At 72.6% G+C, this 16,385-nt stretch carries 17 protein-coding genes; 7 read left to right on the plus strand and 10 right to left on the minus strand.

Features of this window, described 5'->3' with window-relative positions:
• Nucleotides 1-32 precede the first annotated feature (32 nt).
• The 6 genes from ACX9MN_RS18145 to urtA all read right to left on the minus strand — a co-directional run bounded on the left by ACX9MN_RS18145 (nucleotide 33) and on the right by urtA (nucleotide 6,153).
• A complete protein-coding gene (locus tag ACX9MN_RS18145; RefSeq protein WP_020095148.1) occupies nucleotides 33-239 on the minus strand; it encodes a hypothetical protein in 207 nt (68 codons plus the stop codon).
• Nucleotides 240-539: 300 nt separating this feature from the next.
• On the minus strand, nucleotides 540-1,235 hold the full coding sequence (gene urtE / locus ACX9MN_RS18150; protein WP_020095147.1) for an urea ABC transporter ATP-binding subunit UrtE: 696 nt from the start codon (nucleotides 1,233-1,235) through the stop codon (nucleotides 540-542).
• Between the two features lie 2 nt (nucleotides 1,236-1,237).
• Nucleotides 1,238-2,041 (minus strand): urea ABC transporter ATP-binding protein UrtD, encoded by an 804-nt coding sequence (gene urtD, locus ACX9MN_RS18155; protein WP_020095146.1) that lies wholly within the window; start codon nucleotides 2,039-2,041, stop codon nucleotides 1,238-1,240.
• Complete coding sequence (urtC, locus tag ACX9MN_RS18160) at nucleotides 2,038-3,189, minus strand: urea ABC transporter permease subunit UrtC (protein WP_489725235.1); 1,152 nt, start codon at nucleotides 3,187-3,189, stop codon at nucleotides 2,038-2,040. The genes urtD and urtC overlap by 4 nt, the downstream gene beginning before the upstream one ends.
• A 5-nt stretch (nucleotides 3,190-3,194) precedes the next feature.
• A complete protein-coding gene (gene urtB / locus ACX9MN_RS18165; RefSeq protein ID WP_205833568.1) occupies nucleotides 3,195-4,766 on the minus strand; it encodes an urea ABC transporter permease subunit UrtB in 1,572 nt (523 codons plus the stop codon).
• 91 nt (nucleotides 4,767-4,857) lie between these two features.
• Nucleotides 4,858-6,153, minus strand: a complete 1,296-nt coding sequence (gene urtA, locus ACX9MN_RS18170; protein ID WP_020095143.1) for an urea ABC transporter substrate-binding protein — start codon at nucleotides 6,151-6,153, stop codon at nucleotides 4,858-4,860.
• Between the two features lie 325 nt (nucleotides 6,154-6,478).
• On the opposite strand from urtA, the gene ACX9MN_RS18175 reads away from it, so the two are divergent.
• A complete protein-coding gene (locus ACX9MN_RS18175) occupies nucleotides 6,479-6,697 on the plus strand; it encodes a DUF6894 family protein (protein ID WP_020095142.1) in 219 nt (72 codons plus the stop codon).
• Between the two features lie 224 nt (nucleotides 6,698-6,921).
• Nucleotides 6,922-7,701, plus strand: coding sequence for a Crp/Fnr family transcriptional regulator (locus ACX9MN_RS18180; RefSeq protein WP_020095141.1), 780 nt, complete (start codon nucleotides 6,922-6,924; stop codon nucleotides 7,699-7,701).
• A gap of 3 nt (nucleotides 7,702-7,704) precedes the next feature.
• Here the strand turns inward: ACX9MN_RS18180 and ACX9MN_RS18185 are convergent, their stop codons facing one another.
• Nucleotides 7,705-8,424: an HWE histidine kinase domain-containing protein gene (locus tag ACX9MN_RS18185; protein WP_020095140.1), complete on the minus strand. Its 720-nt coding sequence runs from the start codon at nucleotides 8,422-8,424 to the stop codon at nucleotides 7,705-7,707.
• Nucleotides 8,425-8,481: 57 nt separating this feature from the next.
• Nucleotides 8,482-9,213, minus strand: a complete 732-nt coding sequence (locus ACX9MN_RS18190) for a Crp/Fnr family transcriptional regulator (RefSeq protein ID WP_205833567.1) — start codon at nucleotides 9,211-9,213, stop codon at nucleotides 8,482-8,484.
• Nucleotides 9,214-9,637: 424 nt separating this feature from the next.
• On the opposite strand from ACX9MN_RS18190, the gene ACX9MN_RS18195 reads away from it, so the two are divergent.
• Genes ACX9MN_RS18195 through ACX9MN_RS18215 form a run of 5 tightly spaced genes read left to right on the plus strand, consistent with a single transcriptional unit; the run spans nucleotide 9,638 to nucleotide 14,728 of the window.
• On the plus strand, nucleotides 9,638-10,588 hold the full coding sequence (locus ACX9MN_RS18195) for an ABC transporter ATP-binding protein (protein WP_020095138.1): 951 nt from the start codon (nucleotides 9,638-9,640) through the stop codon (nucleotides 10,586-10,588).
• Entirely contained in the window at nucleotides 10,585-11,478 is an 894-nt protein-coding gene (locus ACX9MN_RS18200) for a branched-chain amino acid ABC transporter permease (RefSeq protein WP_020095137.1), read from the plus strand. The genes ACX9MN_RS18195 and ACX9MN_RS18200 overlap by 4 nt, the downstream gene beginning before the upstream one ends.
• 6 nt (nucleotides 11,479-11,484) lie before the next feature.
• Nucleotides 11,485-12,519, plus strand: a complete 1,035-nt coding sequence (locus tag ACX9MN_RS18205; protein ID WP_020095136.1) for a branched-chain amino acid ABC transporter permease — start codon at nucleotides 11,485-11,487, stop codon at nucleotides 12,517-12,519.
• Nucleotides 12,520-12,552: 33 nt separating this feature from the next.
• Entirely contained in the window at nucleotides 12,553-13,920 is a 1,368-nt protein-coding gene (locus ACX9MN_RS18210) for an ABC transporter substrate-binding protein (protein WP_205833566.1), read from the plus strand.
• Nucleotides 13,921-13,927: 7 nt separating this feature from the next.
• On the plus strand, nucleotides 13,928-14,728 hold the full coding sequence (locus ACX9MN_RS18215) for an ABC transporter ATP-binding protein (protein WP_020095134.1): 801 nt from the start codon (nucleotides 13,928-13,930) through the stop codon (nucleotides 14,726-14,728).
• Between the two features lie 39 nt (nucleotides 14,729-14,767).
• Here ACX9MN_RS18215 and ACX9MN_RS18220 read toward each other — a convergent pair whose 3' ends face one another.
• Both ACX9MN_RS18220 and ACX9MN_RS18225 read right to left on the minus strand, forming a co-directional pair.
• Complete coding sequence (locus ACX9MN_RS18220) at nucleotides 14,768-14,989, minus strand: hypothetical protein (protein ID WP_020095133.1); 222 nt, start codon at nucleotides 14,987-14,989, stop codon at nucleotides 14,768-14,770.
• Nucleotides 14,990-15,087: 98 nt separating this feature from the next.
• Nucleotides 15,088-16,338 (minus strand): hypothetical protein, encoded by a 1,251-nt coding sequence (locus ACX9MN_RS18225; RefSeq protein ID WP_020095132.1) that lies wholly within the window; start codon nucleotides 16,336-16,338, stop codon nucleotides 15,088-15,090.
• Nucleotides 16,339-16,385: the final 47 nt, after the last annotated feature.

The raw sequence follows: 16,385 nt of genomic DNA on the forward strand, positions 1-16,385 counted from the left end.
GGGCCGCCGGCTCGGCGGCCCCGGTCGCCGCGTCAGCCCTGCTCCGCGCGGTCCGCGCCGTCGCGGGCCTCGGCCTCCCGCCGGGCCGCGCGGGCCTGGGCGATCAGGTCGACGGCCGTCAGCGGGGCATTCGCCCCCACGCCGCCGGCCAGCAGCAGGCCCGGCGGCACCGTCCGGACCTGGGCACGGCCGCCGCGGACGCCGCGGCGGCCGGCCCTTCGATCGGTCGCGTTCGTCATGACAGCGCGCCGCCCGTCAGCGCGGGCCGGCCTGCGGCCGCGGCCGCGGAACGGCGATGGTGACCAGCTCGCCGGTGATCGGATCCAGGATCGTCATGGGCCCCCCGTGGTTGTGCCCCATGGCGGACCTGAATTGTGTTTTAACATTGGCCAACCGGGGCCGTGTGCACAGATTTGGCGGTCGATGTCGGCCCCGGCCGCGCTCCGATTGTTGATTATCCGTCCCGATATCCGGATCGAAGTGCGGTATTCCCGGGCCCGGCGCCGGCGGGACGTGCGGCGGGACGTGCGGCGGGCGCGCTAGACGGACATCCAGCGGAGCACGTCGGCCTCGACCATCCCGGCCCGGGGGCCGGCCAGCACCACCTGCCCGCGATCCATCACCGCGTAGGAGTCGCAGAGGTCCCGGGCCCACTCGAAATACTGCTCGACCAGCACGATCCCCATCTCGCCCTTGCCGCGCAGGTAGGTGATCGCCCGGCCGATATCCTTGATGATCGAGGGCTGGATCCCCTCGGTGGGCTCGTCGAGCACGAGGAGCTTCGGCCGCGTCACCAGCGCCCGGCCGATGGCGAGCTGCTGCTGCTGGCCGCCCGAGAGGTCGCCGCCGCGCCGGTGCAGCATGTCCTTGAGCACCGGGAACAGGTCGTAGATCTCCCCCGGGATATGGCGGTCGCGGCGCCTGAGCGGCGCGAAGCCGGTCTCCAGGTTCTCCTTGACGGTGAGCAGCGGGAAGATCTCGCGGCCCTGGGGCACGAAGGCGATCCCGGCCCGGGCCCGGTCGTAGGGCGCGAGGCCCTGGATCGGGCGGCCGTCGAGACGGATCGCGCCGGAGCGCACCGGCTGCTGGCCGACGATCGCCCGCAGCAGCGAGGTCTTGCCGACGCCGTTGCGGCCCAGGACCGTGGTGACCCGCCCGGCCTCGGCCGTCAGCGAGACGCCGCGGAGCGCCTGCGCGGCGCCGTAATAGAGGTCGATGCCGTCGACGGAGAGCATGGTCATCGTCCCAGATACACCTCGACGACCCGCGGGTCGGCCGAGACGGCGTCGATCGAGCCCTCGGCCAGCACCGCGCCCTCGTGCAGGCAGGTGACCCGGCAGCCGAGGTCCCGGACGAAGTGCATGTCGTGCTCGACCACCAGCACGGCGTGCTCGCCGGCGATGCGGCGCAGCAGGCGGGCGGTCTCGGCGGTCTCGGCGTCGGTCATGCCGGCCACTGGCTCGTCGACCAGCAGGAGCTTGGGGTCCTGCGCGAGCAGCATGCCGATCTCCAGCCACTGCTTCTGGCCGTGGCTGAGATCGGCCGCCGGGCGGCCCCGGTGGGCCAGCAGGCCGACGGTCTCCAGCAGCGAATCGATCCGCGCGGCCTCCACCCGGTTGCGCCAGCCGAACAGGGACGCGAAGGCGGCGCGCGGACCTTTGAGGGCGAGCAGGATGTTGTCGGCGACCGTGTGGCTCTCGAACACGGTGGGCTTCTGGAACTTGCGGCCGATGCCGAGGTCGGCGATCGCCGGCTCGTCGCTCCTGAGCAGGTCGTGGGTGCCGTCGAACAGCGCGATGCCGCTGTCCGGCCGCGTCTTGCCGGTGATGCAGTCCATCATGGTGGTCTTGCCGGCGCCGTTCGGGCCGATGATCGCCCGCAACTCGCCGCGGGCCAGCGTCAGCGACAGGCCGCGCAGGGCCTTGTAGCCGTCGAAGGTCACCCGCAGGTCGTCGAGGTAGAGGAGCGCGTCCGTCTCGCGCTTCCGGTTGGCGGGGCCGCGGGCAGCGGCATCCGGCGGTTCGAGGAGGTCGGTGCTCACGAGCCCTGCCCTTCTTCGGCAAGTTTCGGGGCGATGGCGGGCTCCGGCGGCAGCTTGGCGGCGGCGCGCCGGGAGCCGAACCGCTCGATCGCGGTGCCGACGAGGCCGCGCGGCAGGAACAGCGTCACGAACACGAACAGGCCGCCGAGCGCGAACAGCCACGCGTCCGGCATCGCGCCGGTGAGCACGGTCTTGGCGTAGTTGACCAGCACGGCGCCGAGCGCCGCGCCGACCAGCGTGCCGCGACCGCCCACCGCCACCCAGATGACCGTCTCGATGGAGTTGGTGGGCGCGAACTCCCCCGGGTTGATGATGCCGACCTGCGGCACGTAGAGGGCGCCGGCGACGCCCGCCATCATGGCCGAGACCGTGAAGGCCAGCGTCTTGAAGTGCTCCGGCCGGTAGCCGAGGAAGCGCGTGCGGCTCTCGGCGTCGCGCACGGCGATCAGGATCTTGCCGTAGGCCGAGACCGTCATGACCCGGGCGATCAGGTAGCCCAGCGCCAGCGCGATTCCGGTGGCCACGAAGATGCCGACGCGGAAATTCTGTGCCTGAACCGAGAGTCCCAGGAGATCCTTGAAGTCGGTCAGCCCGTTGTTGCCGCCGAGCCCCATGTCGTTGCGGAAGAAGGCGAGCATCAGCGCGTAGGTCAGCGCCTGGGTGATCGACAGGTAGACGCCGGTCACCCGCGACCGGAAGGCGAGCCAGCCGAACACGAAGGCCAGCAGGCCCGGCACCAGCAGCACCATCAGGGCCGCGAAGGCGAAGTGGTCGAAGCCGTACCAGTACCAGGGCAGCGCCTTGTAGTTCAGGAACACCATGAAGTCGGGCAGGACTGGGTTGCCGTAGACGCCCCGGGCGCCGATCTGGCGCATCAGGTACATGCCCATCGCGTAGCCGCCGAGGGCGAAGAACGCCCCGTGGCCGAGCGAGAGGATGCCGCAATAGCCCCAGACGAGGTCGAGGCTGACCGCGAGCAGCGCGTAGGCGAGGTATTTTCCGAAGAGCGAGACGAGGTAGGTCGGCAGGTGCAGGCCGGAGCCCTCCGGCACCGCGAGATTCAGCACCGGCACGGCGAGGCAGAAGGCGGCCAGGACGGCGAGGAAGATCCAGCCCTTCAGGTCGATGAGGGGGGTGCGAGGCGGTATGGGGCTCACGATTCCACCGCCCGGCCCTTGAGCGCGAACAGGCCGCGCGGGCGCTTCTGGATGAACAGGATGATGAAGATCAGGAGGCCGATCTTGGCGAGCACCGCGCCGATATACGGCTCGGCGAGCTTGTTCACGACGCCGAGCGTCAGCGCCGCCACCAGCGTCCCCCAGAGGTTGCCGACGCCGCCGAACACCACCACGAGGAACGAGTCGATGATGTAGCCCTGGCCGAGATTGGGCGACACGTTGTCGATCTGCGAGAGGGCGACGCCCGCGATCCCCGCGATGCCGGAGCCGAGCCCGAAGGTCAGGGCGTCGACGTAGGGGGTGCGGATGCCCATCGCGGCGGCCATGCGGCGGTTCTGGGTGACCGCCCGGGTCTTCAGGCCGAAGGACGTCTTCCGCAGCACGAACAGGAGGCCAAGGAACACGGCGAACGCGAACACGATGATCCACATCCGGCCCCAGGTGATCGACAGGCCGTAGAAGTCGAAGGCGCCGCTCATGAAGGCGGGGGCGCCGACCTCGCGGTTGGTTGGGCCGAAGATCGAGCGCACGCCCTGCTGCAGCGCGAGGCTGACCCCGAAGGTGGCGAGCAGCGTCTCCAGCGGGCGCCCGTACAGGAAGCGGATGATGAACCGCTCGATCAGCACCCCGACGAGGCCGGCGACCAGGAACGCGCAGGGGATGCTGATCGCCAGCGACCAGCCGAACAGGACGGGCGCCTTGGTGCGGATCAGCTCCTGCACGAGGTAGGTCGTGTAGGCGCCGAGCATCACCATCTCGCCGTGGGCCATGTTGATCACGCCCATCACCCCGAAGGTGATGGCGAGCCCGATGGCGGCGAGCAGCAGGACCGAGCCGAGCGAGATGCCGTACCAGACGTTCTGGAGGGCGCCGATTATCGCGAGCCGCGTCTCGATCGCCGCGATGCCGCGGGCGGCGGCGGCGCGCACGGCCTCGCTCGGATCCGCCGCGAGACCGCGCAGGATGCCCATCGCGTCGCCATCGCCCCGGGCCTGGATGGCTGGAATCGCGGCAATCCGGTCGGGTTCCGCGGTGCCCGGCCTCGCGAGCAGCACGGCGGCGCGGGCCTCGGTGAGCGCCTGCCGGACGCCCGGACTGGTCTCGCGGGCGAGCGCCGCGTCGAGGGCCGGCAGCGCGGCCACGTCCCGCGCCTTGAACACCGCGTCGGCGGCGGCCCGGCGCCGGGCCGGGTCGGGGCTCGCGAGGTCGAGCTGCCCGCGGGCGGCCTCGATCGCCCGGCGGACGCGGTTGTTGGCCCGCACCGGCTTGAGGTCGGGGCTGTCGGCGGCCGGGGCGCCGGTCCTCGCATCCACGACGGCGCCGCCCTGCCGGATGAGCAGGGTCTTGTCCGGGCCCACCAGCAGGCGGCCGTCCGACAGGGCCGAGAGGATCGCGTCGGCCCGCGGGTCGCCAGAGGCGGCGAGGCCGGAGACGCCGGCCTCGATCTCGGCGTAGCCGTCGCCGGCGAGCTGCGCGTAGGGATCGGGCGCCTGCGCGAGCGCCGGGGCGCAGAGCAGCAGGACGAGGAGAGTCAGGAGACGAAGCATCGGGGCCGTTCTGCGAGCCGGGAGCGGTGCGCCCCACACGGGTGAGGCGCGTGTCCCCTCTCCCCGCTCGCGGGGAGAGGAGGTGCAGGGCTTACGCGCCGCCGCAGGACTTGGTCTTGGTGTTGTAGTTGCCGCACTTGAGCTTGACCCAGTCGGCCTCGAGGTCCTTCGAGCCCTCGAGCTGCTTCGACCACGCCTCGCCGGGGATCAGGCCCTCGGTCTTCCAGACCACGTCGAACTGGCCGTTCGACTCGATCTCGCCGATGAAGACCGGCTTGGTGATGTGGTGGTTCGGCAGCATCTTCGCGGTGCCGCCGGTGAGGTTCTTCTGCTCGATGCCCGGCAGCGCGTCGATCACCTTGTCGGGGTCCGTGGTGCCGGCCTTCTCGACCGCCTTCACCCACATGTTGAAGCCGATATAGTGGGCCTCCATCGGGTCGTTGGTGACGGCCTTGGGGTTCTTCTTGAACGCCTGCCACTTCTTGATGAAGGCCTCGTTCTCCGGCGTCTTGATCGACTCGAAGTAGTTCCAGGCGGCGAGGTGGCCGACCAGCGGCTTGGCGTCGATGCCGGCGAGCTCCTCCTCGCCCACCGAGAAGGCGACGACCGGGATGTCGGTGGCCTTGATACCCTGGTTGCCGAGCTCCTTGTAGAACGGCACGTTGGCGTCGCCGTTGATGGTCGAGACCACGGCGGTCTTCTTGCCGGCCGAGCCGAACGCCTTGATCTTCGACACCTCCGTCTGCCAGTCCGAGAAGCCGAACGGCGTGTAGTTGATCATGATGTCCTCGTCCTTGACCCCCTTGGACTTGAGGTAGGCTTCGAGGATCTTGTTGGTGGTGCGCGGGTAGACGTAGTCGGTCCCCTCCAGCACCCAGCGCTTCGCGCCGCCGCCATCCTCCGACATCAGGTAGTCGACCGCCGGGATCGCCTGCTGGTTCGGGGCGGCGCCGGTGTAGAACACGTTCCGCTCGCTCTCCTCGCCCTCGTACTGGACGGGGTAGAACAGGATGTTGTCGAGCTCCTTGAAGACCGGCAGCACGGACTTGCGCGACACGCTGGTCCAGCAGCCGAACACGGCCGCGACCTTGTCCTTGCTGATCAGCTCGCGAGCCTTCTCGGCGAAGAGCGGCCAGTTCGAGGCCGGGTCGACCACCACCGGCTCCAGCTTCTTGCCCAGCACGCCGCCCTTGGCGTTCTGCTCGGCGATGAGCATCAGCATCGCGTCCTTGAGGGTGGTCTCCGAGATCGCCATCGTGCCCGACAGCGAGTGCAGGATGCCGACCTTGATGGTCTCCTGCGCCCGGGCGGCGCCCGCTCCCAGCGTGCCCATCGCCAGCCCGGCGGCCAGCGCGGCGGCCGAGGCCCAAGTTCCAAATGCCTTCATGGCGGTCCCCTGCGTCGTCTTCCTCGCGACGGGCCGGGCTTCGCAAATCGTGTGCCAATTATTTAGGCATGGCGCGCCGGGAGGCTGCTCGGGGCGCGCCGGCGCCCAGAAGGACGGCGTTTCGCCCGCCGGAGCGGCAGCGCCGTGCCGCGTCCTGCGGCGTCGGGGGGCACGTCGGGGGGCGGGCGGACCAAGCGGTGGGCACCGGCGACCGCAATCTCGCCAGCACGTTGAACGGATGCGGATCGATGCCACTTACCTCAGCCCGCGGGGCGGGCGGCACCCGTCCGCCGGGGCGGGAGGGGGTCCTGGGCTGAAGGCTGTCATGGCAGAGCGCTACTATTTCCGCCTGAGGAGCGACGGCGAGACGATCGAGGACGAGACCGGCGTCCTCGCCGCGTCGGTCGCGCACGCGGAGGCGGAGGCGCTGGTGCTGATCGAGGAGTTCCGGAAGGCCGGCGAGCTGCCGGACGCTGCGGCGGGCTGGCGGATGGAGATCCACGACGCGAACGGCACAGTCCTGCGCACGCTGCCGCTCTCCTGATACGCCGACCCGGCCCCATGCCCCGACGGGCACGGCGCGGCGCGACCCCAGCGCGATCCGGTACGACCTTCGCGGCCGATGCCGGGAGGCGGCCCCGGTCCGATCGCGCCGAGAGCCGCATCCGGGCGTGGCGATCATTTGATGCGTTCGCGGAGTAAGGATAAGCCGTCACGCGTTTACGCAGAGGCGGCTCCGCGCGCGTGGCAGGATGTCCGGGAGATCCCTTGAACCCCTTCCTTCGGAAGCTGGCCCTGCGCGCGAACCTGGACGAGGGCGACGTGGCCGCCCTGGCAGCGGCCACCAGCGATGTCGCGCAGGTCGAGGCGGGCCGCGACCTGGTCTCGGAAGGCGTGCGGCCCGACGCCGCCTACGTGATCCTCGACGGGTTCGCCTGCCGCTACAAGCTGGTGCCCGACGGGGGGCGCTCGATCCTCGCCTACCTCGTGCCCGGCGACGGCTGCGACCTGCACGCGTCCCTGCTCAACCGGGCGATCCACTCCGTGGCGACGCTGACGCCCTGCACCGTCGCCTCGGTCCCCTACCGGACGATCAAGGAACTCGCCGCCCTCCGGCCCAACATCTACCGCGCCCTCTGGTGGTCGATCCTGGTCGACGAGGCCGTCCTGCAGGAATGGCTCGTCGGGGTGGGGCGCCGGTCCGCCGACAGGCAGGTCGCCCACATCATCTGCGAGCTCTTCGCGCGCCTGAACGCCGTCGGCCTCGGCCTGGAGCCCGATTACCGCCTGCCGCTGGCGCAGTCCGAACTGGCCGACACGGCGGGGCTCTCGAACGTCCACCTCTCGCGCGTCCTCTCCGATCTGCGCAGGGCCGGCCTGATCGAGAGCGGGCGCAAGAGCGTGCGCGTGCCGAATCTCGAGCGTCTGCGGGAGTTTTCCGGGTTCACGCCCGACTACCTGCTCCTGCCCGGCCCGAACCCGCCCGTGGAGGCGCTCGGCGCGCTGCCGCAGATGACCGGGCAGGTGCGGGCGGCGTCCGGCTCGTGAGGCTCACCGGCCGTCGCCGTCCCAGTCCGTCTCGGGATCCTCGGCCACGCGGCGCCCGATCTGGGCCGTGAGCGGCACGCGGATCGCGCAGCGCAGCCCGTCCGGCTCGTAGCGCTGGTCGACCGCCGCGCCGAGATCGTAGGCCAGCATCTCCGTCAGCACGTCCGTGCCGAAGCCGCGCCGTCCGGAGGCCTGCACACCGCGGCCGCCGGTCTCGGCCCAGTCGAGGCTGAGGACGGGCGGTCCGGCCTCCGCGTCCGTCACCCGCCACGCGGCGCGGATCCGGCCCTGGGGGAGCGCCAGGGATCCGTGCTCCACCGCGTTGCTGGCCAGTTCGTGCAGGGCCAGCGCGACGACCTGGGCGGCCTTGGGGCGGAGGCGCACCCGCGGGCCCGCGAGGCTGGCCTGCTCGCCCTCGCGGGCGAGGTGGAACATCAGCTCGTCCGAGATCAGCGTGTGCAGGTCCGCGTCGCCGAACGCGTCCGTGGCGGCCTGCACGCGCATGATCGCCCCGAACCGGCCGTCGAGATGCGCCACGTAGCTCTCGACATCCGCGGCGCTCTCGGCGGAGCGGTGCATGACGGTGCGCATCATCGCCATCGTGTTGCGCATGCCGTGGCGCAGGCCGTCCGGGAGCCCCGCCGCGTCGAGCAGCCGGCGCAAGCGCGCGTTGTTGGCCTCGAGGGCCGCGAGTCGCTCCGCCGGATCGCGAGGGTCTGTCATGCCGGGCCACTCCGGATGTCGTTCAACCTGGCTCAATCACCGCGGGGCGGCCAGGGTTCAGCGCGCGGCGGCGTGGCCGGCCTCGGTGAGATGGAGGTACGCGGTGTCGAAATGCGCGAGCCGGGCGAGCGCGGCCGGATCGTGGATCGTCAGGCGCCGGCTGCGCAGGGTGATCAGCCCCATGCCGCGCAGTTCCTGGAGCGTGCGGTTGATGTGCACGCTGGTCTGCCCCATCGCGTCGCCGAGATCGTTCTGCGTCATCGGCATCGCGCAGGTATTCCCGTCGTTCAGGCCGATGGCTGCCAAGCGCGCGTGCACCTCGCAGAACAGGTGGGCGAGGCGCTCGATCCCGGTGCGGCTGCCGAGGCTGACCGTCCACTCGCGCTGGATCGCCGCGGTGGCCAGGGCCTCGCGATGGAAGGCCATGTCGAGCCGCGGGCTGCGGGCGATCACGTCCCGCATCGCGGGGCCGGAGATCTGGCCGAGGAGCACGGGCGTGATCGCGCCGATCGCGTGATCCATCTCGTCGAGGAGGAAGATGTGCGGGTCGCACGGGTCGCCCGGGAGCAGGAGCGAGACGATCTGGCGGCGCCCGTTGGCGAACTGCCGGTACCGGCAGGCCCAGCCCTCGAGGATCACGTTGATCGCGCGCGGATCGTCGCCCTCGTGGATGATGTCGGTGCGCGCGGCGACCATGCGGCTCGGGCTCATGGCGTCGGCCAAGCACATCCGGTCGTCTTCGGAGAGCCCGACATAGCAATTTAGCTTGTGCACGAGCGGGTTTGGCATGGCGGCGTCTCCACGACGGCGTGGGGGCGCGAACCTACATTTTGTTTCAAGCCATGAATACTTACGCAGATTAGTTTGTGCTACCGTAAGGTGTCTTTCCGCCCGCCGCACCTGGCCGAATCGCCCGGATCCGGGCCCGTCACCGTCGCGAGGCGGCAATATCTCGGCGGTTCGGGCGGCCCATCGCGAGGACTAGGGCAGTGATCCCGCGCCGGACTCTCCCGGAGGGAGAATGTTCGCGCGTCGTGTCGAAATTGAAAAGACTGTGCTTTTGACTTCGTGGGCCCGGCGGAGCACGATTTGACGGGCGGGAGTGCCGGAATATCGGCTCGGGACACGTCGTCGTCCTGTTCCTCGCCTTCTCTCAACGGGTTCCGCCGGTTCGCGCCGCAGCGGACGGCCTATCGTGGACGGATTCCTGCCCATGCAGCCTGCGCTGCGCCTCGTCCGCCCGGTCCGGGACGGGCGACCCCCCCTCCCCCGGCCCGCCGCCCGCCCGGCGGCAGGCCCCGGCGGCGGCCCGCACCGGGACCGGGCGGACGCGGTCCTGTCGGTCGAGGGGCTGTCCCTCGCCTTCGGCGGCACCGTCGCCTTCGCGGAGATCGACCTCGCGGTCGGGGCCGGCGAGATCCACGCCGTGATCGGGCCGAACGGCGCCGGCAAATCCTCGCTGATCAACGCGATCACCGGCCTCTACGCGCCGCGGGCCGGGCGGGTGCGGCTCGGCGCGGAGAGCTTCGCCCGGGTGCCGGCCGGGCGGCTCGCCGCGCTGGGCGTCGCCCGAACCTTCCAGAACCTCGCCCTGTTCGCGGGCCTGAGCGTGCGCGACAACGTCCTCGCGGGGCTCTCAGCCGCGCGGCGCGCTGGGCCCGCGGCCCAGATCCTGGGCCTGCCCTCCGCCCGGCGGGAGGCGCGCGCCCACCGCGCCGCCGCCGAGGCGGTGATCGGACGCCTCGGCCTCGCGGCGGTGGCCGACCGCCTCGCCGGCAGCCTCCCCTACGGGCTCCAGAAGCGGGTCGAGCTCGGCCGGGCCCTGGTGGCCGGGCCGCGGCTCCTGCTCCTCGACGAGCCGATGGCCGGCATGACGGCGACCGAGAAGGCCGAGATGACCGGCTTCATCCGGGCGGCGCGGGATCGGTCCGGGGCCGCGATCGTCCTGATCGAGCACGATATCGGCGTCGTCATGCGCCTCTCCGACCGGGTGACCGTGCTCGATCACGGCCGCCGCATCGCCACCGGCACGCCCGCGGAGGTGCGGGCGGACCCGGCGGTCATCGCGGCCTATCTGGGGCTCGCGGACGGGGAGGCGGATGCCGCCGCGGATGGAGACGCGGATGGAGACGCGGCCGAAGACGGGGACGCGGCCGCCGCATGAGCCCGGATCTCGCCTTCCTGATCGAGGTTGTCGTCGGCGGCCTCCTGTCGGGCGTCATGTACGCCCTCGTGGCGATCGGCTTCGTGCTGATCTACAAGACCTCGGGCGTGCTCAACTTCGCCCAGGGCGCGATGGTGCTGTTCGCCGCCCTCACCTTCGTGAGCCTGACCGAGCGCGGCCTGCCCGTCCCGGCGGCCCTGGCCGCGACGCTCGCCGCGATGGTGGTGGTCGGTCTCGGCGTGGAGCGCCTGGTGCTGCGGCCGCTCGTCAACCAGCCGCCCATCACCCTGTTCATGGCGACGCTGGGCGTCGCCTACGTGATCGAGGGCGCGGCCCAGCTCGCCTGGGGCACCCAGGTCCACGGCCTCGACCTCGGCATCGACGACACGCCGATCGATCTCGGCGGCGTGCTGGTCAGCCGGTTCGACCTGTTCGCCGCCGCGGTGGCGGGCCTGATGGTGGCGGTCCTCGCCGCCTTCTTCCGCTACACCCGCACCGGCCTCGCCTTCCGGGCGGTGGCGGACGATCCGCTCGCCGCCCTCAACACCGGCCTGCGCCTGCCCCGGATCTGGTCGGCGGTCTGGATCGCCGCCGGGATCGTCGCGCTGGTGGCGGGGCTGCTCTGGGGGGCGCGGCTCGGCGTGCAGTTCTCCCTGTCGCTGGTGGTGCTGAAGGCGCTGCCGGTGCTCGTGCTCGGCGGCTTCGACTCCGTCGCCGGGGCGATCGTGGCCGGGCTGCTCGTCGGCGCGGCGGAGAAGCTGTCCGAGGTCTATCTCGGGCCGGTCATCGGCGGCGGCATCGAGGGCTGGATCGCCTACGTGGCGGCCCTGGGCTTCCTGCTGGTCCGGCCGTCGGGCCTGCTCGGCCTGCGCGCCGTCGAGCGGGTCTGAGCCGCCGTGGTGGCCCTCCCCCGCGCCGTGCCGCGCCCGCACCTGCCCGCCGGGACCCTCGGCCTCGGCGCCCTGCTGGTCCTGGCCTACGGGATCCTTCCGCTCACCGGCACGAGCTACCTGTTCGAGGCGCTGCTGACGCCGTTCCTGGCCCTGGCGCTGGCCGGCCTCGGGCTCAATCTGCTCACCGGCTATGCCGGGCTGCTCTCCCTGGGCTCGGCCGCCTTCATGGCGGTCGGGGCCTACGCGGCCTTCAACCTGTCGCTGCGCCTGCCCGGCCTGCCGCTCCCGGCGTCGCTCCTGCTCGCCGGCCTCGTGGCGGCGCTCGCCGGGCTGGTGGCGGGGCTGCCGGCCCTGCGCCTGCGGGGCTTCTACCTCGCGGTCTCGACGCTCGCCGTGCAGTTCTTCGTGGCCTGGGCGCTGAACCGGATCGGCTGGATCTCCGACGACAGCCCCTCGGGCATCGTCACCGCCCCCCGGCTGGCGGTGGCCGGCCTGTCCTTCGACGACCCGCGCGGCCGCTACCTGGTCACGCTCACGGTGGTCACGCTGCTGACCTTCGTCGCGTGGAGGCTCGTGACCTCGCCCACGGGGCGGAACCTCGTGGCGATCCGCGACAACGAGACCGCCGCCCGCCTCGTCGGCGTGCGGGTCGCCCGGACCAAGCTCCTGGCCTTCGCGGCCTCGTCCTTCGTGATCGGGATCGCCGGGGCGCTCTGGGCCTTCGCGTATCTGCGCACCGTCGAGCCGGCGGGGTTCAACCTCGACCGCTCCTTCCAGATCCTGTTCATCGTGATCATCGGCGGCCTCGGCACCCTGCGCGGCGCCTTCCTGGGCGCGGGCTTCATCGTGGTGCTGCCCCTGCTCCTGTCGCGCCTCGGCGCGGCGCTGCTCGGCGACGGGTTCGATTCCGGCACCCTGGAGATGGTCCAGCGCGTCGTGCTCGGCGCCCTGATCGTCGCCGTGCTGATCCGCGAGCCCGCCGGCCTCGCCGCCCTCCTCGACCGGGCGGGCCGCCGCCTCGGCCGCCGCGCGGCCTGATCCCCTCCCCGCCCGACCAACCCCAGGACGACCATGCCCCTGACGACCCGTCTCCGCGCCGCGCTCCTCGCCGGCACCGTCGCGCTCGCCGGCGCGGCCCCCCGGGCCGCTTGGGCCGACGAGCAGTATTTCCCGCTCCAGAGCTACCGGGTCGGCCCCTACGCGGCCGGCGGGACCGGCTTCTTCGGCGGCTTCATCGACTATCTCAACCTGATCAACGCCCGCGACGGCGGGGTGAACGGCGTCAAGCTCACCTGGAGCGAGGGCGAGACCCAGTACGAGGTCGAGCGCGGCGTCGAGGTCTACGAGCGGCTGAAGTCCCGGCCCGGCATCGCCGCCTGGAACCCGCTCTCGGTGGGCATCGCCTACGCGATGATCGACCGCATCACCGCCGACAAGGTGCCGCTGATCACGATCAACCACGGCCGCACCGACTCCACCGACGGGCGCGTCTTCCCCTACGTGTTCCCGCTGCTGCTCAACCCCTACAGCGAGACGAGCGGCATCATCCAGTATCTCGGCACCCGCGCGGGCGGCCTCGACAAGCTGAAGGGCAAGACCGTCGCGGTGCTCTACCACGGCTCGCCCTACGGTAAGGAGACGATCCCGATCTACGCGCGGCTCGCCGAGCGCTACGGCTTCACCGTCGCGCAGATCGAGGTGCCCCATCCCGGCAACGAGCAGCAGTCGCAGTGGCTCACGATCCGGCGCCTGAGGCCCGACTTCGTGGTGCTGCGCGGCTGGGGCGTGATGAATCCGGTGGCCCTGAAGACCGCCCAGAAGACCGGCTTCCCGGCCGACCGCATCGTCGGCAATGTCTGGTCGAACTCGGAGGAGGACGTGATCCCGGCCGGTGACGCCGCCAAGGGCTACGTCGCCATCACGACCCAGGCCTCGGGCACCGCCTACCCGGTGATCCAGGAGGTCGTCGGCAGGGTCTACGGGGCCGGCAACGGCAACCTCGCCGACCGGAAGCGGATCGGCAGCGTCTACCACAATCTCGGGGTGCTGAACGGCATCCTCAACGTCGAGGCGGTGCGCATCGCGCAAGCGCGGTTCGGCCAGCGGACGCTCACCGGCGACGAGGTGCGCTGGGGCTTCGAGCACCTGCGCCTCGACGAGGCCCGGGTGGCGGCGCTCGGCGCCAAGGGCCTGTTCCACTCGATCAACGTCACCTGCGCCAACCACGAGGGCGAGGGCCGCGTCACCTTCCAGCAATGGGACGGGGCGAAGTGGACCGTGGTGTCCGACTGGATCGCCCCCGACTGGGCGAGCCTGCGCCCGATCATCGAGGCGTCCGCGACCGCCTACGCCAAGGAGCGCGGCATCACCCCGCGCGACTGCGCCGCCGAGGAGGCCGCGGACGCGGCCGGCAAGCAGGCCGCCGCGGCGGCCCGGTGAGCGCCCGGTGAGCACCGCGCTGCCCCTCCTGCAGGTCGAGGCCCTGGAGGTCGTCTACGGCGGGGCGGTGCACGCCCTGCACGGCGTCGACCTCGCGGTCCGGGCGGGGGAGATCGTCGCCCTGGTCGGCGCCAACGGCGCCGGCAAGACGACCCTGCTGCGGGCGGTGTCGAACCTGCTGCCGGCCCTGCGCGGCCGGGTCACGGCCGGGCGCCTCGCCTATGACGGGCGCGACGTGACGCGGACCCGGACCGACGTCCTCGTCCGCGCCGGGCTCGTCGGCGTGCTGGAGGGGCGCCACTGCTTCCGGAGCCTGAGCGTCCAGGAAAACCTCGTGGCGGGCGGGCTCGGGCGCGGTACGGGCCGCGGCGGCGTGCGCGCCGATCTGGACCGGGTCTACGGCCTGTTCCCGCGGCTCGCCGCGAAGCGGGGCGTCGCCGCCGGCCTGCTCTCGGGCGGCGAGCAGCAGATGGCGGCGATCGGCCGGGCGCTGATGGGGCGGCCCCGGCTGCTCGTCCTCGACGAGCCGTCCATGGGGCTCGCTCCCCGCGTGGTCGAGGAGATCTACCGAGTGCTCGCCGGCCTGAACCGCGCCGAGGGTCTGACCCTGCTGGTGGCCGAGCAGAACGTCCACCTCGCCCTGCGCCACGCCCACCATGCCGTGGTGCTGGAGAACGGGCGCAGCGCGCTGGCCGGCACCGCCGCGTCCCTGCGGGCGCGGGACGACGTCCGGTCCCTGTATCTCGGGGGCGCCGACGATGCCGGGGCCGCCGCGCTGCCGGAGACGGGCCGCCGCGCATCGGGCTGACGGTGCCGGCCCGCGTCAGACCTCGCATCAGGCCTCGCGTCAGGATTCCCGGTCGGCCCGGCGCAGGGACCAGAGCAGGGTACCGTGGGCGTCGACCAGCCACAGGGCGTTCACCGCGTCGTCCTCGATCGTCAGCGAGCGGCTGTTGGCGAGGCGCACCGCCTCCTTCGCGTCCGCGGCCGTGAGCACCTCGTCGACGCGCGGCGCGCCGATCTCACCATCCTCGCCACGGACCGCCCCGCGCAGGCGATAATCCGGCATCCGTCGAACCCCCATCTCCCCGCGGCCGGCGCCCGTCCGGGGCGTGCCGCGGGTGCGAAGATAGGCGCCGGCGCGGCGTGTCGAGGGTCGGCGGGCCGCTACGGCCCGTCGCGGCTCGCCAGGATCCGCTGCGGCTCCGTGAGGAACACGGCCCGCAGCGCGGCGGCCGATTCGCGGGCCGCAAGGTCGAGGGCCCGCCGCGTCGCGGCGATCCGGGCGGCGCAGTCGCCCGAGGGGGCCGCCGCTGCGGCCATCGACCGCGCGGTGCCCGGATCCGCGGCGGGCGCGGCCGCCCCGTCCGGCCGCGCGGCCCGTGTCCGGGCGAGGAGCGGGGCGAGCCCGTGCGACGCGGGCCGCTCGGCCCGCAGCCGCGCGTCGAGCGCCACGAGGTCGCCGGCCGCGAGGAGGCCGCAGGCCGCCGCGTCCCCCGCGCCGGCCCGCTCCAGCGTCGCCAGGATCCGCTGGCCCAGGGCGCGGACGACGGCGTCGTCGGCCGACCGGAAGCGCCGCTGCAGGTAGCCGGCGGCCATCCACCTCAACCCCGCGGCGGCCTCCGCCTCCGGCCGGCCGGCGGCGTAGCCGTCCCGGTACCACCGGGCGATCGGGTCGAGCCCCGCCGCCTCGGCTTGGCGCAGGATCGGCAGGTTCCGCAGGATCGCGGCCCGCGCCCCGGCCGCGCTCGGATCCGCGTCCAGGGTGGAATCGGGGAAGCGGTCCGGTCCGACGACCTCGGTGACGATGCCGGCCGCGCGCAGCTCCCCGTCCGTCGGGATCCAGATCCCGGCCGGGGGCACCGCCAGCGCCCGCGTCACGAAGGCCGCCGGCAGGCCGGCGGCCCGGTAGGCCGCCCGCTCCGGCGCGGAATCCACCGGGTGCATCCGGCCCCGCGCCCCGATCTCGTAGGGGGCGTGGAAGCCGAGCCGGCCGCCGGTCGCGAGGTAGCGCGTCCGGCCGCGGATGAAGATCAGCGTGCAGGCCGAGGCGCAGGCGTCGGGGACGTAGGTGGCGAGGCCGCGGGCCGCCACGAGCGCCCCGATCGCCGCCCCCTCCTCCACGAGGCCGCCGTCGCTCGTGAGATGGATCCGGGCGATCCGCGGGTGCGCGGCGAGGATGGCCCGGACCCGCGCGGCGACCCCGGCCGCGAGATCGCCCGCGAGCCTCAGGTCCCGTCCGCCCGGCCCGACCGTGAGCCGGGCCGGGACGTCCGGCACGCCGGCCGCGCCGCGGCCCTTCGGCGGGTTTCCGGCCGCGGCCGGGCCGGCGGCACCGAGCGCCAGGGCGGGCGCCAGGGCGAGCGCGCAGGCGGCCGTCCCCGTCCAGCGCCTCCACCCGCGGGGGAAGACCGACATGGCAGGTTTCCATCGTTCGTGGTCGGAGAGGCCGGCGCGGCCGGCAG

The organism is Methylobacterium sp. 1A, assembly GCF_058072805.1.

Excerpts from the sequence above, each read along its gene's own strand:
- ACX9MN_RS18145 (WP_020095148.1), bottom strand. The coding sequence starts at position 239 with ATGACGAACGCGACCGATCGAAGGGCCGGCCGCCGCGGCGTCCGCGGC.
- ACX9MN_RS18220 (WP_020095133.1), bottom strand. The coding sequence starts at position 14,989 with ATGCCGGATTATCGCCTGCGCGGGGCGGTCCGTGGCGAGGATGGTGAG.
- ACX9MN_RS18190 (WP_205833567.1), bottom strand. The coding sequence starts at position 9,213 with ATGCCAAACCCGCTCGTGCACAAGCTAAATTGCTATGTCGGGCTCTCC.
- urtB (WP_205833568.1), bottom strand. The coding sequence starts at position 4,766 with ATGCTTCGTCTCCTGACTCTCCTCGTCCTGCTGCTCTGCGCCCCGGCG.
- ACX9MN_RS18210 (WP_205833566.1), top strand. The coding sequence starts at position 12,553 with ATGCCCCTGACGACCCGTCTCCGCGCCGCGCTCCTCGCCGGCACCGTC.
- ACX9MN_RS18195 (WP_020095138.1), top strand. The coding sequence starts at position 9,638 with ATGCAGCCTGCGCTGCGCCTCGTCCGCCCGGTCCGGGACGGGCGACCC.
- ACX9MN_RS18185 (WP_020095140.1), bottom strand. The coding sequence starts at position 8,424 with ATGACAGACCCTCGCGATCCGGCGGAGCGACTCGCGGCCCTCGAGGCC.
- ACX9MN_RS18225 (WP_020095132.1), bottom strand. The coding sequence starts at position 16,338 with ATGTCGGTCTTCCCCCGCGGGTGGAGGCGCTGGACGGGGACGGCCGCC.
- ACX9MN_RS18175 (WP_020095142.1), top strand. The coding sequence starts at position 6,479 with ATGGCAGAGCGCTACTATTTCCGCCTGAGGAGCGACGGCGAGACGATC.
- ACX9MN_RS18200 (WP_020095137.1), top strand. The coding sequence starts at position 10,585 with ATGAGCCCGGATCTCGCCTTCCTGATCGAGGTTGTCGTCGGCGGCCTC.
- urtE (WP_020095147.1), bottom strand. The coding sequence starts at position 1,235 with ATGCTCTCCGTCGACGGCATCGACCTCTATTACGGCGCCGCGCAGGCG.
- urtA (WP_020095143.1), bottom strand. The coding sequence starts at position 6,153 with ATGAAGGCATTTGGAACTTGGGCCTCGGCCGCCGCGCTGGCCGCCGGG.